Source organism: Cytobacillus sp. Bva_UNVM-123, from assembly GCF_046351715.2.
In the GTDB taxonomy this organism is placed as follows: Bacteria; Bacillota; Bacilli; order Bacillales; family Cytobacillaceae; genus Cytobacillus.
In genome coordinates this window covers 3,914,943-3,933,580 of the sequence record NZ_CM177772.1, presented here as the reverse complement: position 1 = coordinate 3,933,580, position 18,638 = coordinate 3,914,943, and the positions used below count along the sequence as shown (strand labels likewise).

Below are 18,638 nucleotides of genomic sequence, written 5' to 3'. Positions count from 1 at the left end.
CAGGACGTTGCGTACTTAGTCGGTGAGCCCCTAGGCGCCGCAGCTAGAAAAGAAAAGCGTAATTTTAAAAAAACATCCTCTGATTGCATTTTCAGAGGATGTTTTTTATTATGTGTATAGGGAAAACCTATTGATTGAACTGTGAAAGGAAATTCGTTATGGAATCTATTGAAATTATTACACCAGATGAACTAGCTGAGAAGCTTGAGGCAGGAGAAAAGTTAGAGCTTGTAGATGTAAGAGAAGATGAAGAAGTAGAGTTGGGCATGATTATAGGTGCTAAGCATATTCGCATGATGACAATTCCTGAAAACCTCGATTATTTTGATAAGGAAAAAGAATATATCTTTATTTGCCGTTCTGGAAGCCGTAGTGCAAATGTATGCTATTATTTGCAAGAGCAAGGATATAAGGTCCGCAACATGGTTGGTGGAATGATGAATTGGACGGGCGAAGTTGAATAAGAAGTGGATATTAAAATAAATTAACTTTCTCTAGAAGAGAGGGATGTCCTTAAGGCGTTTTTATGAGACTTCCCTTTATATCATAAACTATTAAAGTGGCTACACATTTAGCGATAACTTGTATTATTTCACCTTGATTCATGTCTTTTAATGCTGAGGTGTTTTAGTTAAATCTGGACAACTTACTTGTTCTTTCACATTATCAATAAATAGCTTTGCGGGTAACGACAAAGTTTTGTTTTTGTGATAAACGAGATAGAAGTACCTTTCATCATCGAAATCCTGAATGTTATACATACGAATTTTATTATCTTCTACACATTCTTGTGCTGCCAATTCGGAAATAATTGAAACGCCGATACCTTCTTTTACAAACTGAATTAAACTATTACCTGAGTCTGTATACGCAGTAATATTTAACTGTTCCTTCGATACGCCATTCTTTTTCAAAAGTTTATTCAACCATGATTGTGTACCCGAATCAGAATGCCTCATAATAAGAGGCTGTTTTATAATGTCCTCAAAGCTAACTATTTGATTTTCCATTTTTACTTGACTAGAAGTAATCAATACAAGCTTTTCTTTTTTAAAAGGAATATAGCATAGCTTGTCATTTTCATATTTTTCTCCTAATATACCTAAATCTACTGTTCTTTTTAGCACTTTATCTGCAACATTCTTTGATGATGATTCACTTACATGAAAAGTAATTTTAGGGTATTTTTGGTTAAAATGCCTAATTATTGTTGGAATGATATAGGAACTTGGAACAGAGCTTGCAGCTATTCTCACGACCCCACGAAAATCCATCATTCCTTCTTTTAGATCGAGAATCGCTTTATCTCGTAACAATAGAATTTTTTGTGCCCAAACATATAATCGTTCACCGTGAGGCGTAAGCAATGTTTCTCTTCCATCTCGGTCGAATAATTGGAGATTTAAGTTCTTTTCAAGCGCTTGGATATGTGAGCTGACGGTTGATTGACTTAAAAAAATGTTTTCGGCTGCTTTTGAGAAACTTTTATGTTCAACAACCTTTGTAAAAACAATTAATTGATGTATATCCAAGTTTTTCACCTCAAATCTATCGAAAAAATCAATCAGTATTCACATATAATAACGATTTTATATATTTATTATAAGGATAACATTTTTATATAATAGAAAAGATGTTGGTTTTGTCGAATTTCGTAATTTTTATTCTACAAATTATGACATTAAATCATTTAATAAGACTTTCAATATTTCAACAAATTTTTAATTCTTATTAAACTATTTTATTTATTTTAGGAGGAGAGAGGGAAGTGCGTAACAAATCAAGCTTGCTAATAGTTATTGCTTCAATTTTAACCATGATTATCTTGTCGGCTTGCACAAAAAATCAAGAACAAACTGAACAAGCTGGTAAAACAGAAAAATCAACTGAGGTTATTACTACCGAAGATCTAAAAGATAAACTAAATGACGATTCATGGGTAATTGTTGATACTCGAATTAATGATGCATACAATGGCTGGAAATTAGATGGAGTTAAACGTGGCGGTCATATAGAAGGTGCCGTTGACTTTTCAGCTAATTGGCTAAAGGTAGAAGCAGATGATAAAGAGAAGACGTTAGATGAAGCTCTTAAGACAAAGAACATCATTTCTGATAAAAATATCGTTCTATATGATGCAAATGGAAAAGATGCTTTAGAAGTTAAGGATTACTTAAGTAAAAAAGGATTTAAAAACATATATACTTATGATGTAAAACAATGGGCAGAAGATGAAAGCCTCCCTATGAAACAATATCAGAACTATCATATGATCGTACCTGCTAGTATCATTAAAGATATTATAGATGGAAACACACCAGAAACATTTGAAAATGCTAAAAATGTAAAAATCGTTGAAGCAAGTTGGGGAGAAGAAGAAACATCTTATGCAAATGGCCACATTCCGACAAGTGTACATATAAATACGGATACGATCGAACCACCTCCTACCTGGATGATCGCAAGTGATAATGAATTAGCCCAATTTGCATTAGATTACGGATTTACGAAAGATGATACGATCATTGTAACTGGGGAAGCTTCAATGGCTTCATACCGTGTTGCTACTGTGCTTCGTTATATCGGAGTTGAGGATGTTAGAGTATTAAATGGTGGTTTAGATGCTTGGAAATCAGCTGGCTATGAGCTTGAAAAGAAGAGCAATAAGCCTGTACCTGGTACTGATTTTGGAGCTATAATTCCCGCTAATCCTGATTTAATTGATACAATAGATGAAGTAAAAGGAGAATTAGCTAAAACGGAAGAATTTACTTTAGTAGATAATCGTACTTGGGATGAACATATTGGAAAGACATCCGGCTATAGCTATCATGATCAAAAAGGTAGAATTCCTGGTTCCGTATTTGCCTTTGCTGGAAAAACGGACGCAAATTCATTAGATTATTACCGTAATATTGATAATACGATGCGCAACGCTGAAGAAATACAATTATTATGGGATGAGTGCGGAATCAATACGGATAAGCATCTTTCATTTATGTGTGGAAGCGGTTGGCGGGCAGCTGAGGTTTTATACTATGCAAATGTTATGGGTCTTGAAAATACGTCTCTATACAGTGACGGTTGGATTGGTTGGAGCAATATCCCAGATAATCCTACTGAAACTGGAGAACCTAGTAAATAATTGAAACGATGAAAAAAATAATCGGGAAAGCCGCCTATCTTTTATCTGTGTTTTTTCAAATAGCATTAATAACAGCCGTATTTGTCATTAATGATTTAACAAGAAAAAAAGCTGGGGTTAATCATCATGTTTATTACAAAAGGCACCAATATGAGCAAAGTATTTACTCAATCGATAGTTTAATGTGGCAAAGCATTATTGCCGCTTTAATCGGTCTACTATTTTTGCTGCTTCTCGTTTTTGCACTAAAAAAAAGCAAGAGTAGATTTTATCAGCTACAAATAGCTTTAACAGCAATCATAAGCTTTGCCGTTTGTTTTGTTATGAATAGTGACTTTTTCATTAATATGTTGGCCTATCCTTATTTCATAATGGTATTTCAAATCGTCTTAGTAATCCAAATCAGTATTGTCATCATATTAAGTTTGAAAAATAAATAATTACATTCGTATTCATTCCCAACATATGATTATTTGTTTTATGTACTTTGATAGCTGGTGCCGTGGGATTACTCACTCAATTGCTATTGAATAGGAGTTAACGAAATGAAAACTTTCCTACGGGGGATATTGCATTTTATTGCAGCGTTTTTTTTGTTTTTTTTAATTGGAATGGCATTAGCTTCTATTCTGTTGAAAATTAAATTACTTGATATGATGTTCGATAGTGAATATATCATTACGGTAACGATTTTAACTGGGATATGGTTTTTCTTTGCTCGTGTATTTATGAATGCGAATAATTTAGGAATATGGGAAAAAAGGAAAATTAGTATAATAACAGCATTAATTAGTTTTATCGTCAGTCTTGTTTTATTAAGTAACAGCCTAACCATTTTACCAGCGTACATGGTAAGTAAAGCATTTTTTCTTGAAAATCTAGTAAGCTTAGAAATGATGAATATTTTATTAATAATTGGTTTTATCATTGGTGCTGTAGCACTTTTTGCAGTACTAAAAATGCCGCTAATCTTAAAAAAAGAAACAAAAATGCAGTGGGATAAATTATCTTCCTTTAATCGCTTTGGAATGATGGCTTTATTCGGATTGTTAGCCATCTTTCTTCTTCTGTACTTAGGACAGGGAGGTATTCGAGAGTTTGTTAATCTAGCAATTAGCTATTTAAAGAATGCAGATGTGGAAGGCTTTCGTGATTATTTATTATCATTTGGTTCCCGTGCCGCAGTTGTTTCTGGATTGCTAATGGTATTTCAATCTGTCATGGCACCTCTCCCTGCTTTTGTCATTACGTTTGCAAATGGTCTTTTATTTGGTTGGTTTTTTGGAGCTATTTTATCATGGAGCAGTGCAATGCTGGGAGCGATTGTCTGTTTTTATTTGGCAAAATTTCTTGGACGACCAGTTGTAGAAAAAATCGTTACGAAGAAGGCGTTAAACTGGTGGGATCAATTTTTTGCTAAATACGGAAAGCATTCAGTATTCATTGCAAGACTTGTCCCAATTGTCTCATTTGACTTAGTCAGCTATGCTGCAGGGGTTACGTCTATCTCCTTTTGGCAATTTTTCTGGGCAACAGGATTAGGGCAGTTACCAGCTACCATTTTATACTCCTATTTAGGGCAAACAGCTACTGATACAGTGAAAATCCTATTCTTCCTTTTCACGATCGTGATTGCCTTAGCTGTAATTGGTATGATTTTACGACCAAAATTAAATCAGCTTATTAAGTACAAAAAGCTATCATGAGCTTCTGCTCCTTACTAAATATGTAAAATGTCGTCGGCTTCATTTCACTGCTCTGGTGATTACTTTGTACATCAAGGCTTGTTCAATAAATCCGACGACAATTTTTTTTACATAGAAAAGAGTGTAAATGAATAAATGGAACAAATAGGGAAAAAAGATAGAAACTCTAAATTTCAGCTAATGGTTAGAATCATCGTTAGTGTGGGATTGATTGCATGGCTTGTCTATACAATTCAATGGGAAGAAGCCCTTCATATTATTCGGGAGGGCTCCCTTTTTTATATGATAGCTGCTTTTATCGCGATCCAGCTTACGGTTTTTTCTAGTGTGTGGAAATGGAAGATGCTTGTTCAATCGTCTGTTAAAAAAGAAAATAAACAAGGTGCTAACATTTTCAAGCTAGGAAGATTATATTATGTTGGTTTGTTTTTTAATAATTTTTTACCGAGTAGTGTTGGCGGTGATTTTGTAAGGGTTCTCTATTTAGGGAAGACGACCGGAATGCCAATTGCTGCCGCTTCCGTTGCATTTGAACGTTTAACGAGTGGAGCAGCTATGATTGTAATTGTTCTAGTTGCTTCTTTGTTTATGGAGAGTATTAGACCTTTCCTAATCACGATCTATGCTGTTACAGCTCTCCTCATTGTAATCGGCTTTCTATTTATTTATTGGCTGCGTAAGGGAGAACAGCATAAAGGAGTTATTGCTCATCAAAATCAAGGAAAAGTAAAAGAAATATTAAATAAGGGCAAAAATATAATCAGAAAAATCGGTGGGGCTACAGTAGATTATCGCCATGAAAATTGGAGATGGTTGGGAGCTGTTGCTATTCTATCCTTACTATTTCAATTTGGAATGGCATGGATTAATGACCTGCTATTTTCAGCTTTTGGCTTTGATGTTCCTTTTTACGAGCTTTTAGTCTATATTACACTTATTTCTATCATAACAATGCTGCCGATTAGTATTAACGGATTGGGCGTTCGCGAAGCAAGCTATTTACTTTTTTTTAAGGAGCTTGGTGTACCTGACGGAGTGGCTGTCTCTGTTTCATTGCTATTCTTTGTGCTTGTTGCTGTCTCAAGTTTAGCAGGAGGATTATTTTGGCTAATGGAAAAGCAGAAAGGAGGAAGGCAGGATGAAGCTATCGGGTAATCGAGTAATTGAAACAATCATGACACAGCGAGCTAAGTACATGGTCTCTCCTATAGAAGGGGATATTCCGTTAGTGAAATTTACAAAAAAGCCTGAGGAAGCAAAGTTCGCTCTCATTACGACTGCTGGCGTTCATTTAAAAACACAAACTGTTTTTGAAGTTGAAGATGGTGACCCGACTGTAAGGTTAATTCCCTATCATTGCAGTGAAGAAGATTTAATGATTAGTCATACTCATTTTGATCGAGAAGACGCTGACCAAGATATTAACTGTGTTTTTCCACTTACTAGGCTAAAGGAGCTTGCAGAAGAAGGTTTAATTGGCGGAGTAGCAAATACTCATTATGGGTTAATGGGATTTATTCCGAATACAGAGCCATTAATTGAGGAAACGATTCCACTAATTATTAACCAATTAAAAGCGGATAACGTAGATGCGGTTATTTTAAACCCTGGCTGATACATATGCCATCAATCCGTGGGATTGATTCAATATGGGATAGAAAAGATTGGGATTCCAACTATTTCGATCGCGCATTTACGGGACTTAACTGAAAAAGTGCGGGTTCCAAGAGCTGTTCATTTACGCTTTCCGTTGGGGCGAAGCTTTGGTAGAGCATTTGAAACAGATTTGCAAAAAGAGATTCTTCTTGATACTATACGCTATTTATCAGAAATCAATGAGCCAGAAACGATCGTCAAGCTTCCTTATAAATGGAAAGGGAGAAAGAAATAATTGCGAATGAATAGAGCTGCATTATTACAAAAATGGCTTTGGCATATACGCTGGATGTTGTAGTTGGAATCATGGTTTATGATAGATTTGGCTTAATACGTCCAATTAAAATAGAAAAAATTTTGCTGGCAAATGGTTGCTTGTTTGCTATTTATTTAATTTGCAAACAAATAGAAGGTTATTTTGAATGTAAATCACAATGTAATAGTAGGAGAAGTGTAAATGACAAAATTGAAAAATAAATTTTTCCTCTTATTGACTGCTTGTATTTTATTATTAGCCGCATGTTCAGGAAAATCTGAAGAACAGGGAACGGAGAAGAATGTATTAGATAAGAATTTCGAAGAGCTGCTTGAAGCTGCAAGAGGAACAACGGTTACTTTCTATGGCTGGGGTGGTAGTCAACAAACAAATTCTTGGATTGACGGATATTTAACCGAAAATGTAAAAAAAGATTATGATATTACGGTAAAAAGAGTAGGGATGAATATAGATGAAATCTTAAACTCCCTACTTAATGAGAAGCAGCTTAATGTTGAGAAAGGCAACATAGACGTCGTATGGATCAATGGAGAAAATTTCTTCACGGCTAAAGAAAATGATTTACTATTTGGTCCTTTTACAGAGAAATTACCGAATTTCAATCAATACATTGACAAGGATTCTGCTGATGTGAAATTTGATTTTGGCTATCCAGTAGAAGGCTATGAGGCCCCTTATGGAAAAGCCCAATTTGTTATGGTTTATAATAGTGAAAAGATGGATAAGACTCCGATAGATCATAAGGAGCTATTTGAATTTGCGAAAGTAAATCCAGGGAAATTTACCTATCCTGCCCCGCCAGATTTTACAGGTTCAGCATTTGTTCGAAATATTATTTGTGATATCGTAGGATATGAGCAATTTATGGATATGGAAGCAGATGAAGAAACAGTGAGAGCAGCGATTGCTCCTGCTATCGAATATTTCAAAGAATTGAAACCATATTTATGGAAGGAAGGAAAAACTTATCCTGCCGAGTCACCGCTGCTAGATAATATGTATGCAGATGGTGAAGTTTGGATGTCGATGAGCTATAATCCAAATTCTGCTTCAGGTAAAATTGAAACAGGGGAATTTCCTGAGTCTACTAGAACGTTCGTGTTTGACAAAGGTACGATTGGAAATACTCATTTCGTGGCAATTCCATTCAATGCTCCGAATAAAGCAGGAGCAATGGCTTTAATTAACTATATATTGAATGTAGAATCACAAGCGACTAAGTATGAGCCAGCTACATGGGGAGATCTCCCAGTGCTAGATAATAATAAGCTAACGAAGGAAGAGCAAGAGAGATTTAGCTCCATTCCTTTAGGAATAGCAACTCTTCCACAGGATGATTTACTAGAAAAGAGAATCCCAGAAATGCCGGCAGACTTAGTGCCAATTATTGAGAAAATCTGGATGGAAACGATACCAGGTGAAGGTGAATAATTTGAATGAGAAGCTAAAGCCATATGTATTGCTATCTCCAATACTTTTGATATTAGTTGGTATATTTCTCACGGGCATCATAATGGGACTTATCCAGAGCTTGGGGTATTTTAAGGCAGCAGGTTTAACTGAATTTACGCTGAAATACTATCGGGAGATTTTATTGGATAAAGGGTTTTTATCATCCCTTCGTTTCAGCCTTTATACTTCAATCGTATCATCAGTGCTAGCAATTATTTTTGGTGTTTTACTTTCCTATTCAATCTTGCAGATAAAAGGAAGGAAAGATATCGTGGAATCCCTTTATCGGGTACCGATTGCAGTCCCACATATCGTTTCTGTTCTTCTTATGTATAATATTTTATCCCAATCTGGGATATTACCTAGAATTTTATATGGAGCTGGCTTGATTTCGGATCCGAGCCAGTTCCCTTCTATTCTGTATGAAAAAAACGGGATTGGAATTATGATCGCTTATTTATGGAAGGAGATCCCTTTTGTTGCGCTGACAACGTATACGATCCTTAGTGGAGTAAGCAATAAGCTATCAGATGTCGCTTATAACCTTGGTGCTAAAAAAAGACAAGTATTCTTCCATGTACTGTTACCTCTTATTATGCCTTCTGTTTTTTCCTCCTTTATTATTATCTTTGCATTTTCTTTTGGAGCATATGAGGTACCACTATTATTAGGACCTACGCAGCCGAAGGCACTGCCAGTACAAGCTTTTATTGAATACAATAATCCTGTCCTACAAAATCGGCCTTACGCAATGGTTATCAATATGTTGATTACTTTAATCGCGATTATTCTTACATGGCTCTATTTTAAAGCGTTCGAAAGGGTATATAAATATACTAGGTGATGCAATGGAAAGTAAGACAAGCATTAAATATAAATTTATCATCGGTTTATTTCTAAGCTTTTTATTAATACCGCTGATCGTAATCGTCATATGGAGCTTTACAAAAATTTGGCCATGGCCAGAGATTCTTCCTTCTAGTTTTGGAATTCGAGGTTGGGCATATTTTTTTGAGCCTTCATCTAAAAGTATAAGTACTTTATTATTTAGTATATGGCTCTCCTTTGTTGTGACGCTTGTTACGCTAGCAATGACAATTCCAGCTGCCAAAGCGCTTGCTTTTTATCAATTTAAAGGAAAGAAGCTAATCGAAATACTCGTATTCGCACCAGTGATCGTCCCTACCGTTACAGTGGCGATGGGGATTCATATTCAATTTATTAAGATGGGATTAGCCAATACCTTTATCGGAGTTGTGCTAATTCATCTAATTCCTTGTATTCCTTATACGATAAGAATTCTTCAATCTGTTTTTGAAATCGTTGGGGAAAAAATGGAGATTCAAGCTAAGGTTCTAGGTGCTCGTCCCTATCAGGCATTTCTTCATGTTACATTTCCAATGATTTTACCTGGAATCATTTCGGCAGGCAGTATGGCATTTATCGTCTCATTTAGCCAATATTTTCTTACGTTTTTAATTGGTGGGGGAAGAGTTATTACTTTCTCGATGCTCATGTTTCCTTTCGTACAGAGTGGTGATCGAATGATGGGCTCAGTTTATAGTATTGTTTTTATTTTAACGACATTACTATTTTTAATTATTATCGAAAAATTAACAAATCGTTTCTATCAAGAGAAACTAAAGGAATATAAATATGTCTAAAATTACGATCAAAAATCTGAATAAATCTTTCGGCAAAACGAAGGTTCTAGATAATATTCATTTTGAAGTGGAGGAAGGGCAAGTAGTCTCACTACTTGGCTCATCAGGCTGTGGCAAGACGACGACATTAAAGATGATTGCTGGTTTAATCAAGCCTGATAAAGGGGATATTTTACTAGGTGAACAATCGATTATAAACTTACCTGTGGAAAAACGGGGAACAGTAATTGTCTTTCAGGAGCATTTATTATTTCCCCATTTAAACATTGAGGAAAATATTGGTTTTGGTTTAAAAATGGCGAAGCGACCAAAGGAAGAAATAAAGGTACAGGTAGAAAAAATGCTAGAGCTCGTGAAGCTTAAAGGCAATAACAAAAAGTATCCTCATGAGCTTTCAGGGGGTCAGCAGCAGAGAGTGGCCTTAGCAAGAGCACTAGCAATCGAACCTAAAGTTCTGCTGCTAGACGAACCTTTTTCCAGCTTAGATACAAAGCTGCGAGAAGAAATGAGAGAACTGACACTAGAAATACAAAAGAAGTTAAAGATAACGACCATTCTTGTTACACATGATCGTGAGGAAGCCTTAATGTGTTCGGATAAAATTGCGGTCATGCTAAGTGGACAAATTAAACAATTTGACACACCAGAAGAACTATATAAAAATCCTAAATCTATCGAGATCGCTAATTTCTTCGGGGCGAAAAATTATATAGATGGAAGAATAGAGAATGGATTTTTTAAATCAAAAATCATCCATGTTCAAACTGAAAAGGAGAATACTGAAGAAGCGAAGCTAATGGTGAAGCAAGATGATATTGAGATTTTTCCATTTGGAACAACGGATTTAACTGGACAAATTATTTCAAGTAAATATGCGGGTGAAAGAATCTATTATTCAGTTTCTGTTAAAGGGTACGAATTAAAGGTTATTTCTCAATCGCATACGGTCTACAAAGTGGGAGAAGATGTCTCGATTAATATAAAACTCGAACGTGTGATACTTTTTGAATGAGGGAGTAGCTATGATATCTATCATTATTCCTGTGTTGAATGAAGAAAAAACGATACTAGAAACTTTAACGAACATTCAAACATTACAGGGTGCGAAAGAAATTATTGTTGTTGATGGCGGTAGTAAAGATCGGACAGTAGAAATAGCAAAAGAGAATGCGGTATCGGTCATCCACAGTTCTCAAGGAAGAGCAAAGCAGATGAATGCTGGAGCCATGGCTGCAAACGGAACGATCCTATGGTTTGTTCATTCAGATTCAAAGCTAGATCATAATAGTATTAATGCAATCGAAGAGGCGATCGAGCAAGGTTATATTGGCGGCTGCTTTCAGCTTTATTTCTATGATTGGGAGACAAGGTTTATGAAGTATGTGGCAGACGCTTCAAATAGAAGAGCAAAATATTTGCAGCTCATCTTTGGGGACCAAGGGATATTTATGAGAAAGGAAATCTTTGAGAAGTTAGATGGATACAAAAATATGGAATTAATGGAGGATTGGGATTTATCCCGAAGAATCCATAAGCTAGGAAAAATGAAGCTGTTAAATGAAAAAATCGGTACTTCAGCCAGACGATTTAAAAAGGATGGACAATTAAAAACCCTCCTTAAAATGCATAAAATAAAATTACTATATATACTTGGGGCACCAGTCGATAAATTAAGTCGGATGTATAGAGAAGTGAGATAAGCGATAAAACAAAATTAGTATAGCGAAGTGACAATAATGAAAGCACTAATAATGATGACGAGAGTACCGATACCTGGGCAAACAAAAACAAGGTTGATGGACATCATGTCAGGATCGGAATGTGCGGATTTACATAATGCCTTTTTGCGTGATATAGTCATCACATTTGAACAACTAAAGGATGATGTTGATATTTATTTAACGTTTACTCCAGAAGATTCTCTTCAAATACTCGCCCCAATTATCCCTAGTTATATTAATACTTTTCCGCAAAGCGGCGAAGATTTAGGTGATAAAATGAAAAATGCTATCGGGTCTGTCCTATTAAAAGGATATAAAAAGGTCATATTAATGGGGTCTGATATACCGGATATTAAAGCAGAGGATATTAGAAATGCTTTTAACATAATGGATGTTCACGATATCGTATTAGGACCATCTTATGATGGCGGCTATTATTTGGTTGGTATGAAGAAACGAAATGATTCGCTTTTTGCTATTAATAAAAAATGGGGTGGGAAATCGGTCTTAGAGTCGACAATCGATAAAGGAAATAATCAAGGCTTATCAATCGGATTAGCCAAAAAGTATCAAGATATTGATACGAAAGAGGATTTGTTTGATTTTATGAAAAAGTATGAGCATAGTTCAGAAGCGATAAATACAGTGAAGTATTTGAAGGCATGGAGGATAGGCAAGCAGTGGAAAAAGACAAATTAGCTTGTAAGATACAACGGTATATTTATGACAATCCCGAATTAGCGCATCTTCAGCTACATAAAGATACAAAAGTGAATTTCCTCGCTCAAGGCGAATATAATATTAATTTCACACTAGATTCCGCTGGGCATAAATATGTATTTCGAGTAAATACAGGTAGCCAATTAGAAATTGATAATCAAATTATGTATGAGTATCATTCCATTAAGCGATTGGAGCGGTCGGGTGTAACACCGAAAGTTTATTATGCTGATGATACACGAACTTTTTTTGATTGTGGAATTTTAATTATGGAATTTTTAGAAGGAAATCCACTTAACTATGGAGTGGACTTACCTGCGGCTGCGAATATATTTGCTAACATTCATTCATTACATATTGATGAGCCCCATCATTTTATTGTGGAGGAAAATCTCTTTAGTGATAGAATTCGAGAAGGCGAAAGACTGTTAACAAATGTTTGGGATAGCCCGATTGTACATACGGAGATTAAACTGTTTCTTGAAAAAATAATAGATTGGACTAAGCTTAATAAAACGAGAGAGAAATATTTTCTTATTGAACCATGGCATGTTGTGAATAATACAGAGGTAAATTCCCACAATTTTATTATCGGGAAGGAACATTCTTATTTAATTGATTGGGAAAAGCCAGTAATTAGTGATCCTGCGCAAGATTTAACGCAATTTATGGCACCAACTACGACATTGTGGAAAACAAACGATATCCTTAGCACTAATGAAAAAGAAGAGTTCTTACATTTATATGTAAATGGATTAAATGGGAAGGATAAGAATATTAGAGAGCGGGTGCATTTATATACTCCTTATCTCTATTTAAGAGCTTTAGCATGGTGTGCCTATGCATATGTTGAGTATCATGACCCGAATAAGACAATCAAAAATATGGACACATTTGAAAAAATAAAACAGTACTTGCAAATCGACTTTATGCAGGATTTATATACGCCTTTCTGGTAGAGATCTTTCATCGGATTTCTACCAGAAAGGTCTTTATTTTACCGTGACATTCTTCCATGATTCAAAGATGATTTCATTAAATCGTTGAATATCGCTTATTATCATTGGAATGTTGATCTTTGTTCCTGAGTAGTTTTCTTCTATTTTTAAATAGCCGGTCTTTAAATCTTCTTCAGTCGAGACGATGTATTGAAAATTGTCATCAAATAATTCAGGATTTGTTACATATACTCCAGAAACGATGTCCCAATTGAAGAAACCTTCCGTAGAGAAAAGCTCTTTAAAATACTCAAACCAAGCATAGGATTGTTTTTTTATATATTTATAGGATGAAATCGTCTTATTTTCCATTAATCTATCGTATTCTTCTTTTTTGAATTCAGCTTGTAAGCAAATGTGGCCGGTCATTACAGTTACTTTTGCACCCGAGTGTAGAACATTATGACTTGCTTCATTGTCAACCGAAAAGTTAAGTTCATTTAATTGTTTTCCGTTAATGATTAATGGTTCTGTTACGCCTCCCATTAAAACTATTTCTTTAACCTTTTGGTAAAAACTTGGGTCAATTTGATTAGCACCATATAAATTAGTAAGGGAACCTGTTGCTAAAATTGTAATTTCATTCGGGTACTTATTAACCATTTCTACTAGAAATGTTGCTGCCTCACTTTTACGATCTGTATTTTCCGCAGCACCTTTTATCAAGGGGATATCTGTTATTTGTAAATCCTTGAATAATTTCGTTGTCGCTGTATAGACATCTTCAATATTGCTGTTACCAAATGTATTCGTCACTCCAAGCAAGTAAATCTTTTTGTTTCCAAGAAGATACATTAAAGTTAAACCATCATCGACATCCTTTTCAGGCAATCCCATTGTATTGTCACAATCATATATAACTTTGATCAAAATAATTACCTCCACACGATTTGTTTACCATAAATTATATCGAGTAAATGCATATTTGGTTTAAATTTGACTATTCTGTCAATAATACTTAAAAACGTTAGGGTGAGGAAATTGATTAAAGTAAAGCTATTTGATCATGAGCATGAAAAAGACCTTGAAAAGGAAATGAATATATTTTTATCGAAAATCGAAGAGAGAAAATTACTAGATATTAAATACAACGTAGCCGCAATAAATGAGGATGAAGAGGATGAACAAATTTATTGTTTTTCCGCGATGATTATATATCGTGCGTAAATACGTTTGCATTCAAGTTGCTATATTAGAAAAGTTGCAGGAGCATTGGTCCCAAAGAGCAGTAATGAGACCACTCCTAATGGAAAAAAGTCATAGTAGTGGTCCCAAAGAGCAGTAATGAGACCACTCCTAATGGAAAAAAGTCATAGTAGTGGTCCCAAAGAGCAGTAATGAGACCACTCCCAATGGAAAAAAGCCGTAGTAGTGGTCCCAAAGAGCAGTAATGAGACCACTCCTAATGGAAAAAAGCCATAGTAGTGGTCCCAATAATGTATTCAGATGCCTACTCAATCATTCTTCACTTTACATTTAATGGGTAATCGGAAAATAGTGTGGAAAGAGGGTTAAAAGGTACTCTTCCATAGCCTTGGTCAATGTGGAAAATCAACACCGTAAATTTCTTCAAACACCCATTCATAGCCAGTTTGTGCCCAATTAGGGAATTGATCAGGTAACAATTTTACTCTGATTTTTTTCGTTTTCATACAAAAAATAACTCGTCAACTGTGGTATCTAAAACCAAAGCCATATCAAAGGCTAATTTCAAAGTTGGATCATATTTATTATTTTCTATGGCATTGATAGTCTGTCTGGTAACTTGGCATAGCTTAGCTAAATCCTCTTGGGAAAGCCTCTTTGCTTTTCTTAATTGCCGAATATTATTTTTCATAATAATTATCCACCGAATCTCTTTTTATTAATTAAAAGGGCTATAAAGTAAACTATTGTTAATGTGACAAGAAAAGTAAACGGATTTAATCCGTTTGTTCCTGAATTATTAGTCATAGATGCATATATAGATACACCTATTTCTATTATTAATACACCGACTATAATTACAAACGTTTGAGACATTGCTTTTTGTTTAATGTGATTTTTCCTTTCATCTCCTTGTTTTGATAATGAGTAAAGGAGAAAAGTGATAAGTGTGACGGTTAATAAAAATATGCCAGCTAACAAAATCAAAATCCAATTCATTTTAACCCCTCCTGTAAATGTAAAATACTTTTGACATTTACAATTATAAATGAACCAGTAAAAATGTCAAATACTTTTTACATTATACTGGTTTTTTGAAAGAATACATATATTTATTTTTGAAGTTTCCACACGATTATCCGAATACCCCTTTAATTAGCTTACAGTTTTGCTGCTAAGCCAGCATTAATTCCAGCAAGTCTTCCTGTTACAAGAGCGGATGTAATATTATAGCCACCTGTATAACCGTGGATGTCAAGGATCTCACCACAGAAATAAAGCCCATACATTATTTTGGAAGCCATTGTTTTTGGTTCGATTTCTTTGACAGCAACACCGCCCCCCGTTACAAAAGCTTTTTCAAGTGGCAACGTGCCATTCACTTTGAACTGATACATTTTACATTTTTTCACAAAGCCCCGAATTTTTTCGTTTGAAAGATTGGCTCCTTGTGTATTTGGATCTATTTCACTTTCTTCAAGTAAAAATAGGAGATACCTTTCTGGTAATAATCCTTTTAATAGATTTTTGATGCTTTTTTTCGGCTCTTGTTTAATTTGCTGAATTATTTCTTGGAATAATGATTCTTCTTTTTTCGTTGGAATCACATCAAGGCTCATTGTCACTTCTTTTAGATTCCATTTTTTCATTGCCTTGACAACAAATTGACTGCAACGTAAAACGGCTGGGCCGCTTACACCAAAATGGGTAAAGATCATATCCATTTGATGCGTAATAACAGCCTTTCCTTTAGGATTTAATACGCTAAGAGCCACATCTTTTAATGAAAGTCCTTGCAATGTTTTTTTCTTAATAAAAGTTTCATTTGAGGTAATAGGAACTTCGGTTGGAAACAATTCGGTTATCGTGTGTCCAGCCTTTTCAGCCCATGCATATCCGTCACCTGTGGAGCCTGTATGGGGTACAGACTTGCCACCGACAGCAACAACAACAGAATTTGCTTCATAGATTTCGCCATTTTTTAGTTTCACTGATGCAACTTTGTCATTTTCATAATAGATCTGATCAATCGCACTATTCGTCCTAATGGTAACGTGCAACTGTTTAAGTCTAGCTAACAATGCTTCGACAACAGATTGCGCTTTATCTGTGACAGGAAACATTCTACCATGGTCTTCCTCTTTCAACTGAATTCCTAAGTCCTCAAAAAAGGTAATAATATCTTCGTTGCCAAATAAAGAAAAAGCACTATATAAAAAACGCCCATTTCCTGGTATATGCTTAATTATTTCATCGATAGGCAGCCGATTTGTCACATTGCATCTGCCACCACCCGAAATAGCAAGCTTCCTGCCGAGCTTGTCTCCTTTATCAATTAACAGCACGTTTGCTTGTTGCTCAGCCGCACCAATTGCTGCCATTAAGCCAGAAGGACCTCCACCAATGACAATTACATCATATTTCATTAAATCACCAACTTAACTCTATCTTTTATCCAATCCATTATAAACGATTTGTCACAGGTTTCCTAATAAGCTTATTAAATAAACACACTAGTTATCATTTTCATTTCATATATTGAAAAAAACGATAGAATATCATTCTTCTTATAGATAGCATGAATATATTTTCAGTAGCTAATTCATTATAATGGGGATAAGAACCTTTTTCCCGCATTAATGGGCTGTAAGACCCCCACTTCAAAAAGTTGAGCAAAACCAAAAATTCTAAGTGGGGGCTCACTGATTGAGTTTCACTTTATAAAGGAGCTGTCGAATGGAGAATCTCATAGAGGTTAAATCAACATATGATGCTGGTCCAACAGGGTGTGGCGAGCTCATTATGAATTTATTTTTGCAGATGAAGAAGTTGCAGGAAGGGGAAATCATAAAAGTGATTTCATATGATCCTGGTGCAAGGGAAGATCTGCCAGCATGGTGTCGAATGCAAAATCATACGTTGCTGAAACGGCTTGATGAAGGAAAGATTAGTCAATATTTTATTCAAAAAGGGAATTAACTCCTCATCAATTTCATAGCATGAGTGAGGTTTAATCATAATCTATTTGGGGGAATGAATAATGGCAGGTAAATTCACAGTAAGTATTACAAGTGCAAAAAATGATCCGGATAAAGCAACAGTTGGTTTTGTCGTTGCGAATGCAGCGGTTGCTTCAGGACAGGAAACAGTTGTATTTCTAAATGTTGAAGGCGCTTACTTAGCTGAAAAAGGTTATGCAGATGATATTCATGAAGAAGGATTTGCACCAATCAAGCAGTTAATGGAGCAATTTGTTGAAGCTGGAGGAATTATCTGGGTGTGCAGTCCATGCTACAAAAAACGGGGTTTATCAGAAGATAATTTAATAGAAGGAGCAACCATTGTTGGGGGAGCTAGATTAGTAGAATTCCTTTCACAAGGATCAGCGTCTATTACGTACTAATTTACGTAAGAGGTTTTACATAAGGAGGCAATGATCATGTTTAATCCTCATGCAGTTTGTGATGGGGGAGATCTGGACTGTGGTTCAGGTCTCCTTTTAATTATTAATAAAAATATGAATCCGCTAGAGTCGGGACAGATTTTGGAAATCAGAAGTAGGGAGAGAACGGTTGCAGATGACTTACCTGCTTGGTGTAGAATGGTCAAACATGAATTTCTAGGCTCTGAGCCGGGTGATAATACCGTTCGATATTTCGTCCGTAAAGGTCAAACCGAATCTAATTTAGAAAAGGATCTTGAAGCTGCAAAAGGCTATAAATGGAATGTTCGTGTACAGGGAGAAAAGGATTTAAAGGCACGAATTTATGCGCGAAACCATAGCTTTTATTCAGGCCAGCCTGCTGATTTCGGAGCAAATGTAGACGCTCCGAGTGCGATTGATTACTTACTTTCTTCATTAGCATCTTGCCTGACCGTAGGATTTAAAGCACATGCTTCAAGAAAAAAGGTGATTGTCGATCAAATAGAAATTTCACTCAAGGGTGAAATTGACAATATTTTATACCATATGGAAATGGAAGATACGGGAAATCCAAGTTTGAAGACAATTACTGGTACATGTTATGTATCATCCTCTGCAGACGAAAGTCTGTTAGAGAACATCTGGCAAAACAACTTAGACCGTTCACCAATCTATCAAACATTGAAAAAAGCAGTTGAGATTAACCTGACATTTTCAATTGTTTATTAG

General features: G+C 35.4%; 22 protein-coding genes. 17 read left to right on the top strand and 5 right to left on the bottom strand.

Going from position 1 to position 18,638, the window contains the following annotated elements; translation table 11 throughout:
- Positions 1–158: 158 nt before the first annotated feature.
- On the top strand, positions 159–464 hold the full coding sequence (locus KDN24_RS20190; RefSeq protein ID WP_409973086.1) for a rhodanese-like domain-containing protein: 306 nt from the start codon (positions 159–161) through the stop codon (positions 462–464).
- A 147-nt stretch (positions 465–611) separates the two neighbouring features.
- Here KDN24_RS20190 and KDN24_RS20185 read toward each other — a convergent pair whose 3' ends face one another.
- A complete protein-coding gene (locus tag KDN24_RS20185; RefSeq protein ID WP_491348133.1) occupies positions 612–1,532 on the bottom strand; it encodes a selenium metabolism-associated LysR family transcriptional regulator in 921 nt (306 codons plus the stop codon).
- 236 nt (positions 1,533–1,768) lie between these two features.
- Between KDN24_RS20185 and KDN24_RS20180 the strand changes: the two genes are divergently transcribed.
- The 12 genes from KDN24_RS20180 (at position 1,769) to KDN24_RS20125 (ending at position 13,300) form a co-directional block, all read left to right on the top strand.
- Positions 1,769–3,145, top strand: coding sequence for a sulfurtransferase (locus KDN24_RS20180; protein ID WP_409973084.1), 1,377 nt, complete (start codon positions 1,769–1,771; stop codon positions 3,143–3,145).
- Positions 3,146–3,153: 8 nt separating this feature from the next.
- On the top strand, positions 3,154–3,585 hold the full coding sequence (locus KDN24_RS20175) for a hypothetical protein (RefSeq protein WP_409973083.1): 432 nt from the start codon (positions 3,154–3,156) through the stop codon (positions 3,583–3,585).
- A 105-nt stretch (positions 3,586–3,690) separates the two neighbouring features.
- Positions 3,691–4,851 carry a TVP38/TMEM64 family protein gene (locus KDN24_RS20170; protein WP_409973082.1) on the top strand — a complete coding sequence of 387 codons (1,161 nt, stop codon included), beginning with the start codon at positions 3,691–3,693 and terminating at the stop codon, positions 4,849–4,851.
- A 135-nt stretch (positions 4,852–4,986) separates the two neighbouring features.
- Positions 4,987–6,006 (top strand): lysylphosphatidylglycerol synthase transmembrane domain-containing protein, encoded by a 1,020-nt coding sequence (locus tag KDN24_RS20165; protein WP_409973081.1) that lies wholly within the window; start codon positions 4,987–4,989, stop codon positions 6,004–6,006.
- Positions 5,990–6,742: a glycine/sarcosine/betaine reductase selenoprotein B family protein gene (locus KDN24_RS20160; protein WP_409973080.1), complete on the top strand. Its 753-nt coding sequence runs from the start codon at positions 5,990–5,992 to the stop codon at positions 6,740–6,742. Before KDN24_RS20165 ends, KDN24_RS20160 begins: the two co-directional genes overlap by 17 nt.
- Positions 6,743–6,964: 222 nt before the next feature.
- Positions 6,965–8,215, top strand: coding sequence for an ABC transporter substrate-binding protein (locus tag KDN24_RS20155; protein WP_409973079.1), 1,251 nt, complete (start codon positions 6,965–6,967; stop codon positions 8,213–8,215).
- Position 8,216: 1 nt separating this feature from the next.
- Positions 8,217–9,080, top strand: coding sequence for an ABC transporter permease (locus KDN24_RS20150; RefSeq protein ID WP_409973078.1), 864 nt, complete (start codon positions 8,217–8,219; stop codon positions 9,078–9,080).
- Positions 9,081–9,084: 4 nt separating this feature from the next.
- Positions 9,085–9,900, top strand: coding sequence for an ABC transporter permease (locus KDN24_RS20145; protein ID WP_409973077.1), 816 nt, complete (start codon positions 9,085–9,087; stop codon positions 9,898–9,900).
- Positions 9,893–10,912 (top strand): ABC transporter ATP-binding protein, encoded by a 1,020-nt coding sequence (locus KDN24_RS20140; protein ID WP_409973076.1) that lies wholly within the window; start codon positions 9,893–9,895, stop codon positions 10,910–10,912. The genes KDN24_RS20145 and KDN24_RS20140 overlap by 8 nt, the downstream gene beginning before the upstream one ends.
- Before the next feature lie 10 nt (positions 10,913–10,922).
- Positions 10,923–11,600: a TIGR04283 family arsenosugar biosynthesis glycosyltransferase gene (locus KDN24_RS20135; RefSeq protein WP_409973075.1), complete on the top strand. Its 678-nt coding sequence runs from the start codon at positions 10,923–10,925 to the stop codon at positions 11,598–11,600.
- A 36-nt stretch (positions 11,601–11,636) separates the two neighbouring features.
- Complete coding sequence (locus tag KDN24_RS20130; RefSeq protein ID WP_409973074.1) at positions 11,637–12,320, top strand: TIGR04282 family arsenosugar biosynthesis glycosyltransferase; 684 nt, start codon at positions 11,637–11,639, stop codon at positions 12,318–12,320.
- Entirely contained in the window at positions 12,302–13,300 is a 999-nt protein-coding gene (locus tag KDN24_RS20125; protein ID WP_409973073.1) for a phosphotransferase, read from the top strand. Before KDN24_RS20130 ends, KDN24_RS20125 begins: the two co-directional genes overlap by 19 nt.
- Positions 13,301–13,333: 33 nt before the next feature.
- On the opposite strand, the gene KDN24_RS20120 is transcribed toward KDN24_RS20125, so the two are convergent.
- Complete coding sequence (locus KDN24_RS20120; protein WP_409973072.1) at positions 13,334–14,209, bottom strand: nucleoside hydrolase; 876 nt, start codon at positions 14,207–14,209, stop codon at positions 13,334–13,336.
- Positions 14,210–14,320: 111 nt separating this feature from the next.
- Between KDN24_RS20120 and KDN24_RS20115 the strand changes: the two genes are divergently transcribed.
- Entirely contained in the window at positions 14,321–14,506 is a 186-nt protein-coding gene (locus tag KDN24_RS20115) for a sporulation protein Cse60 (protein WP_409973071.1), read from the top strand.
- 481 nt (positions 14,507–14,987) lie between these two features.
- Here the strand turns inward: KDN24_RS20115 and relB are convergent, their stop codons facing one another.
- The 3 genes from relB to KDN24_RS20100 form a co-directional block, all read right to left on the bottom strand.
- On the bottom strand, positions 14,988–15,176 hold the full coding sequence (relB, locus tag KDN24_RS20110) for a type II toxin-antitoxin system RelB family anti-toxin (protein ID WP_409973070.1): 189 nt from the start codon (positions 15,174–15,176) through the stop codon (positions 14,988–14,990).
- A gap of 5 nt (positions 15,177–15,181) precedes the next feature.
- Positions 15,182–15,484 (bottom strand): hypothetical protein, encoded by a 303-nt coding sequence (locus KDN24_RS20105; protein ID WP_409973069.1) that lies wholly within the window; start codon positions 15,482–15,484, stop codon positions 15,182–15,184.
- A gap of 161 nt (positions 15,485–15,645) precedes the next feature.
- Positions 15,646–16,911, bottom strand: a complete 1,266-nt coding sequence (locus tag KDN24_RS20100) for a BaiN/RdsA family NAD(P)/FAD-dependent oxidoreductase (protein WP_409973068.1) — start codon at positions 16,909–16,911, stop codon at positions 15,646–15,648.
- A gap of 310 nt (positions 16,912–17,221) precedes the next feature.
- On the opposite strand from KDN24_RS20100, the gene KDN24_RS20095 reads away from it, so the two are divergent.
- The 3 genes from KDN24_RS20095 to KDN24_RS20085 all read left to right on the top strand — a co-directional run bounded on the left by KDN24_RS20095 (position 17,222) and on the right by KDN24_RS20085 (position 18,638).
- Positions 17,222–17,464, top strand: coding sequence for a sulfurtransferase TusA family protein (locus tag KDN24_RS20095; protein ID WP_409973067.1), 243 nt, complete (start codon positions 17,222–17,224; stop codon positions 17,462–17,464).
- A gap of 61 nt (positions 17,465–17,525) precedes the next feature.
- Positions 17,526–17,888 carry a DsrE family protein gene (locus tag KDN24_RS20090; protein WP_409973066.1) on the top strand — a complete coding sequence of 121 codons (363 nt, stop codon included), beginning with the start codon at positions 17,526–17,528 and terminating at the stop codon, positions 17,886–17,888.
- 36 nt (positions 17,889–17,924) lie between these two features.
- On the top strand, positions 17,925–18,638 hold the full coding sequence (locus tag KDN24_RS20085) for a sulfurtransferase TusA family protein (RefSeq protein ID WP_409973065.1): 714 nt from the start codon (positions 17,925–17,927) through the stop codon (positions 18,636–18,638).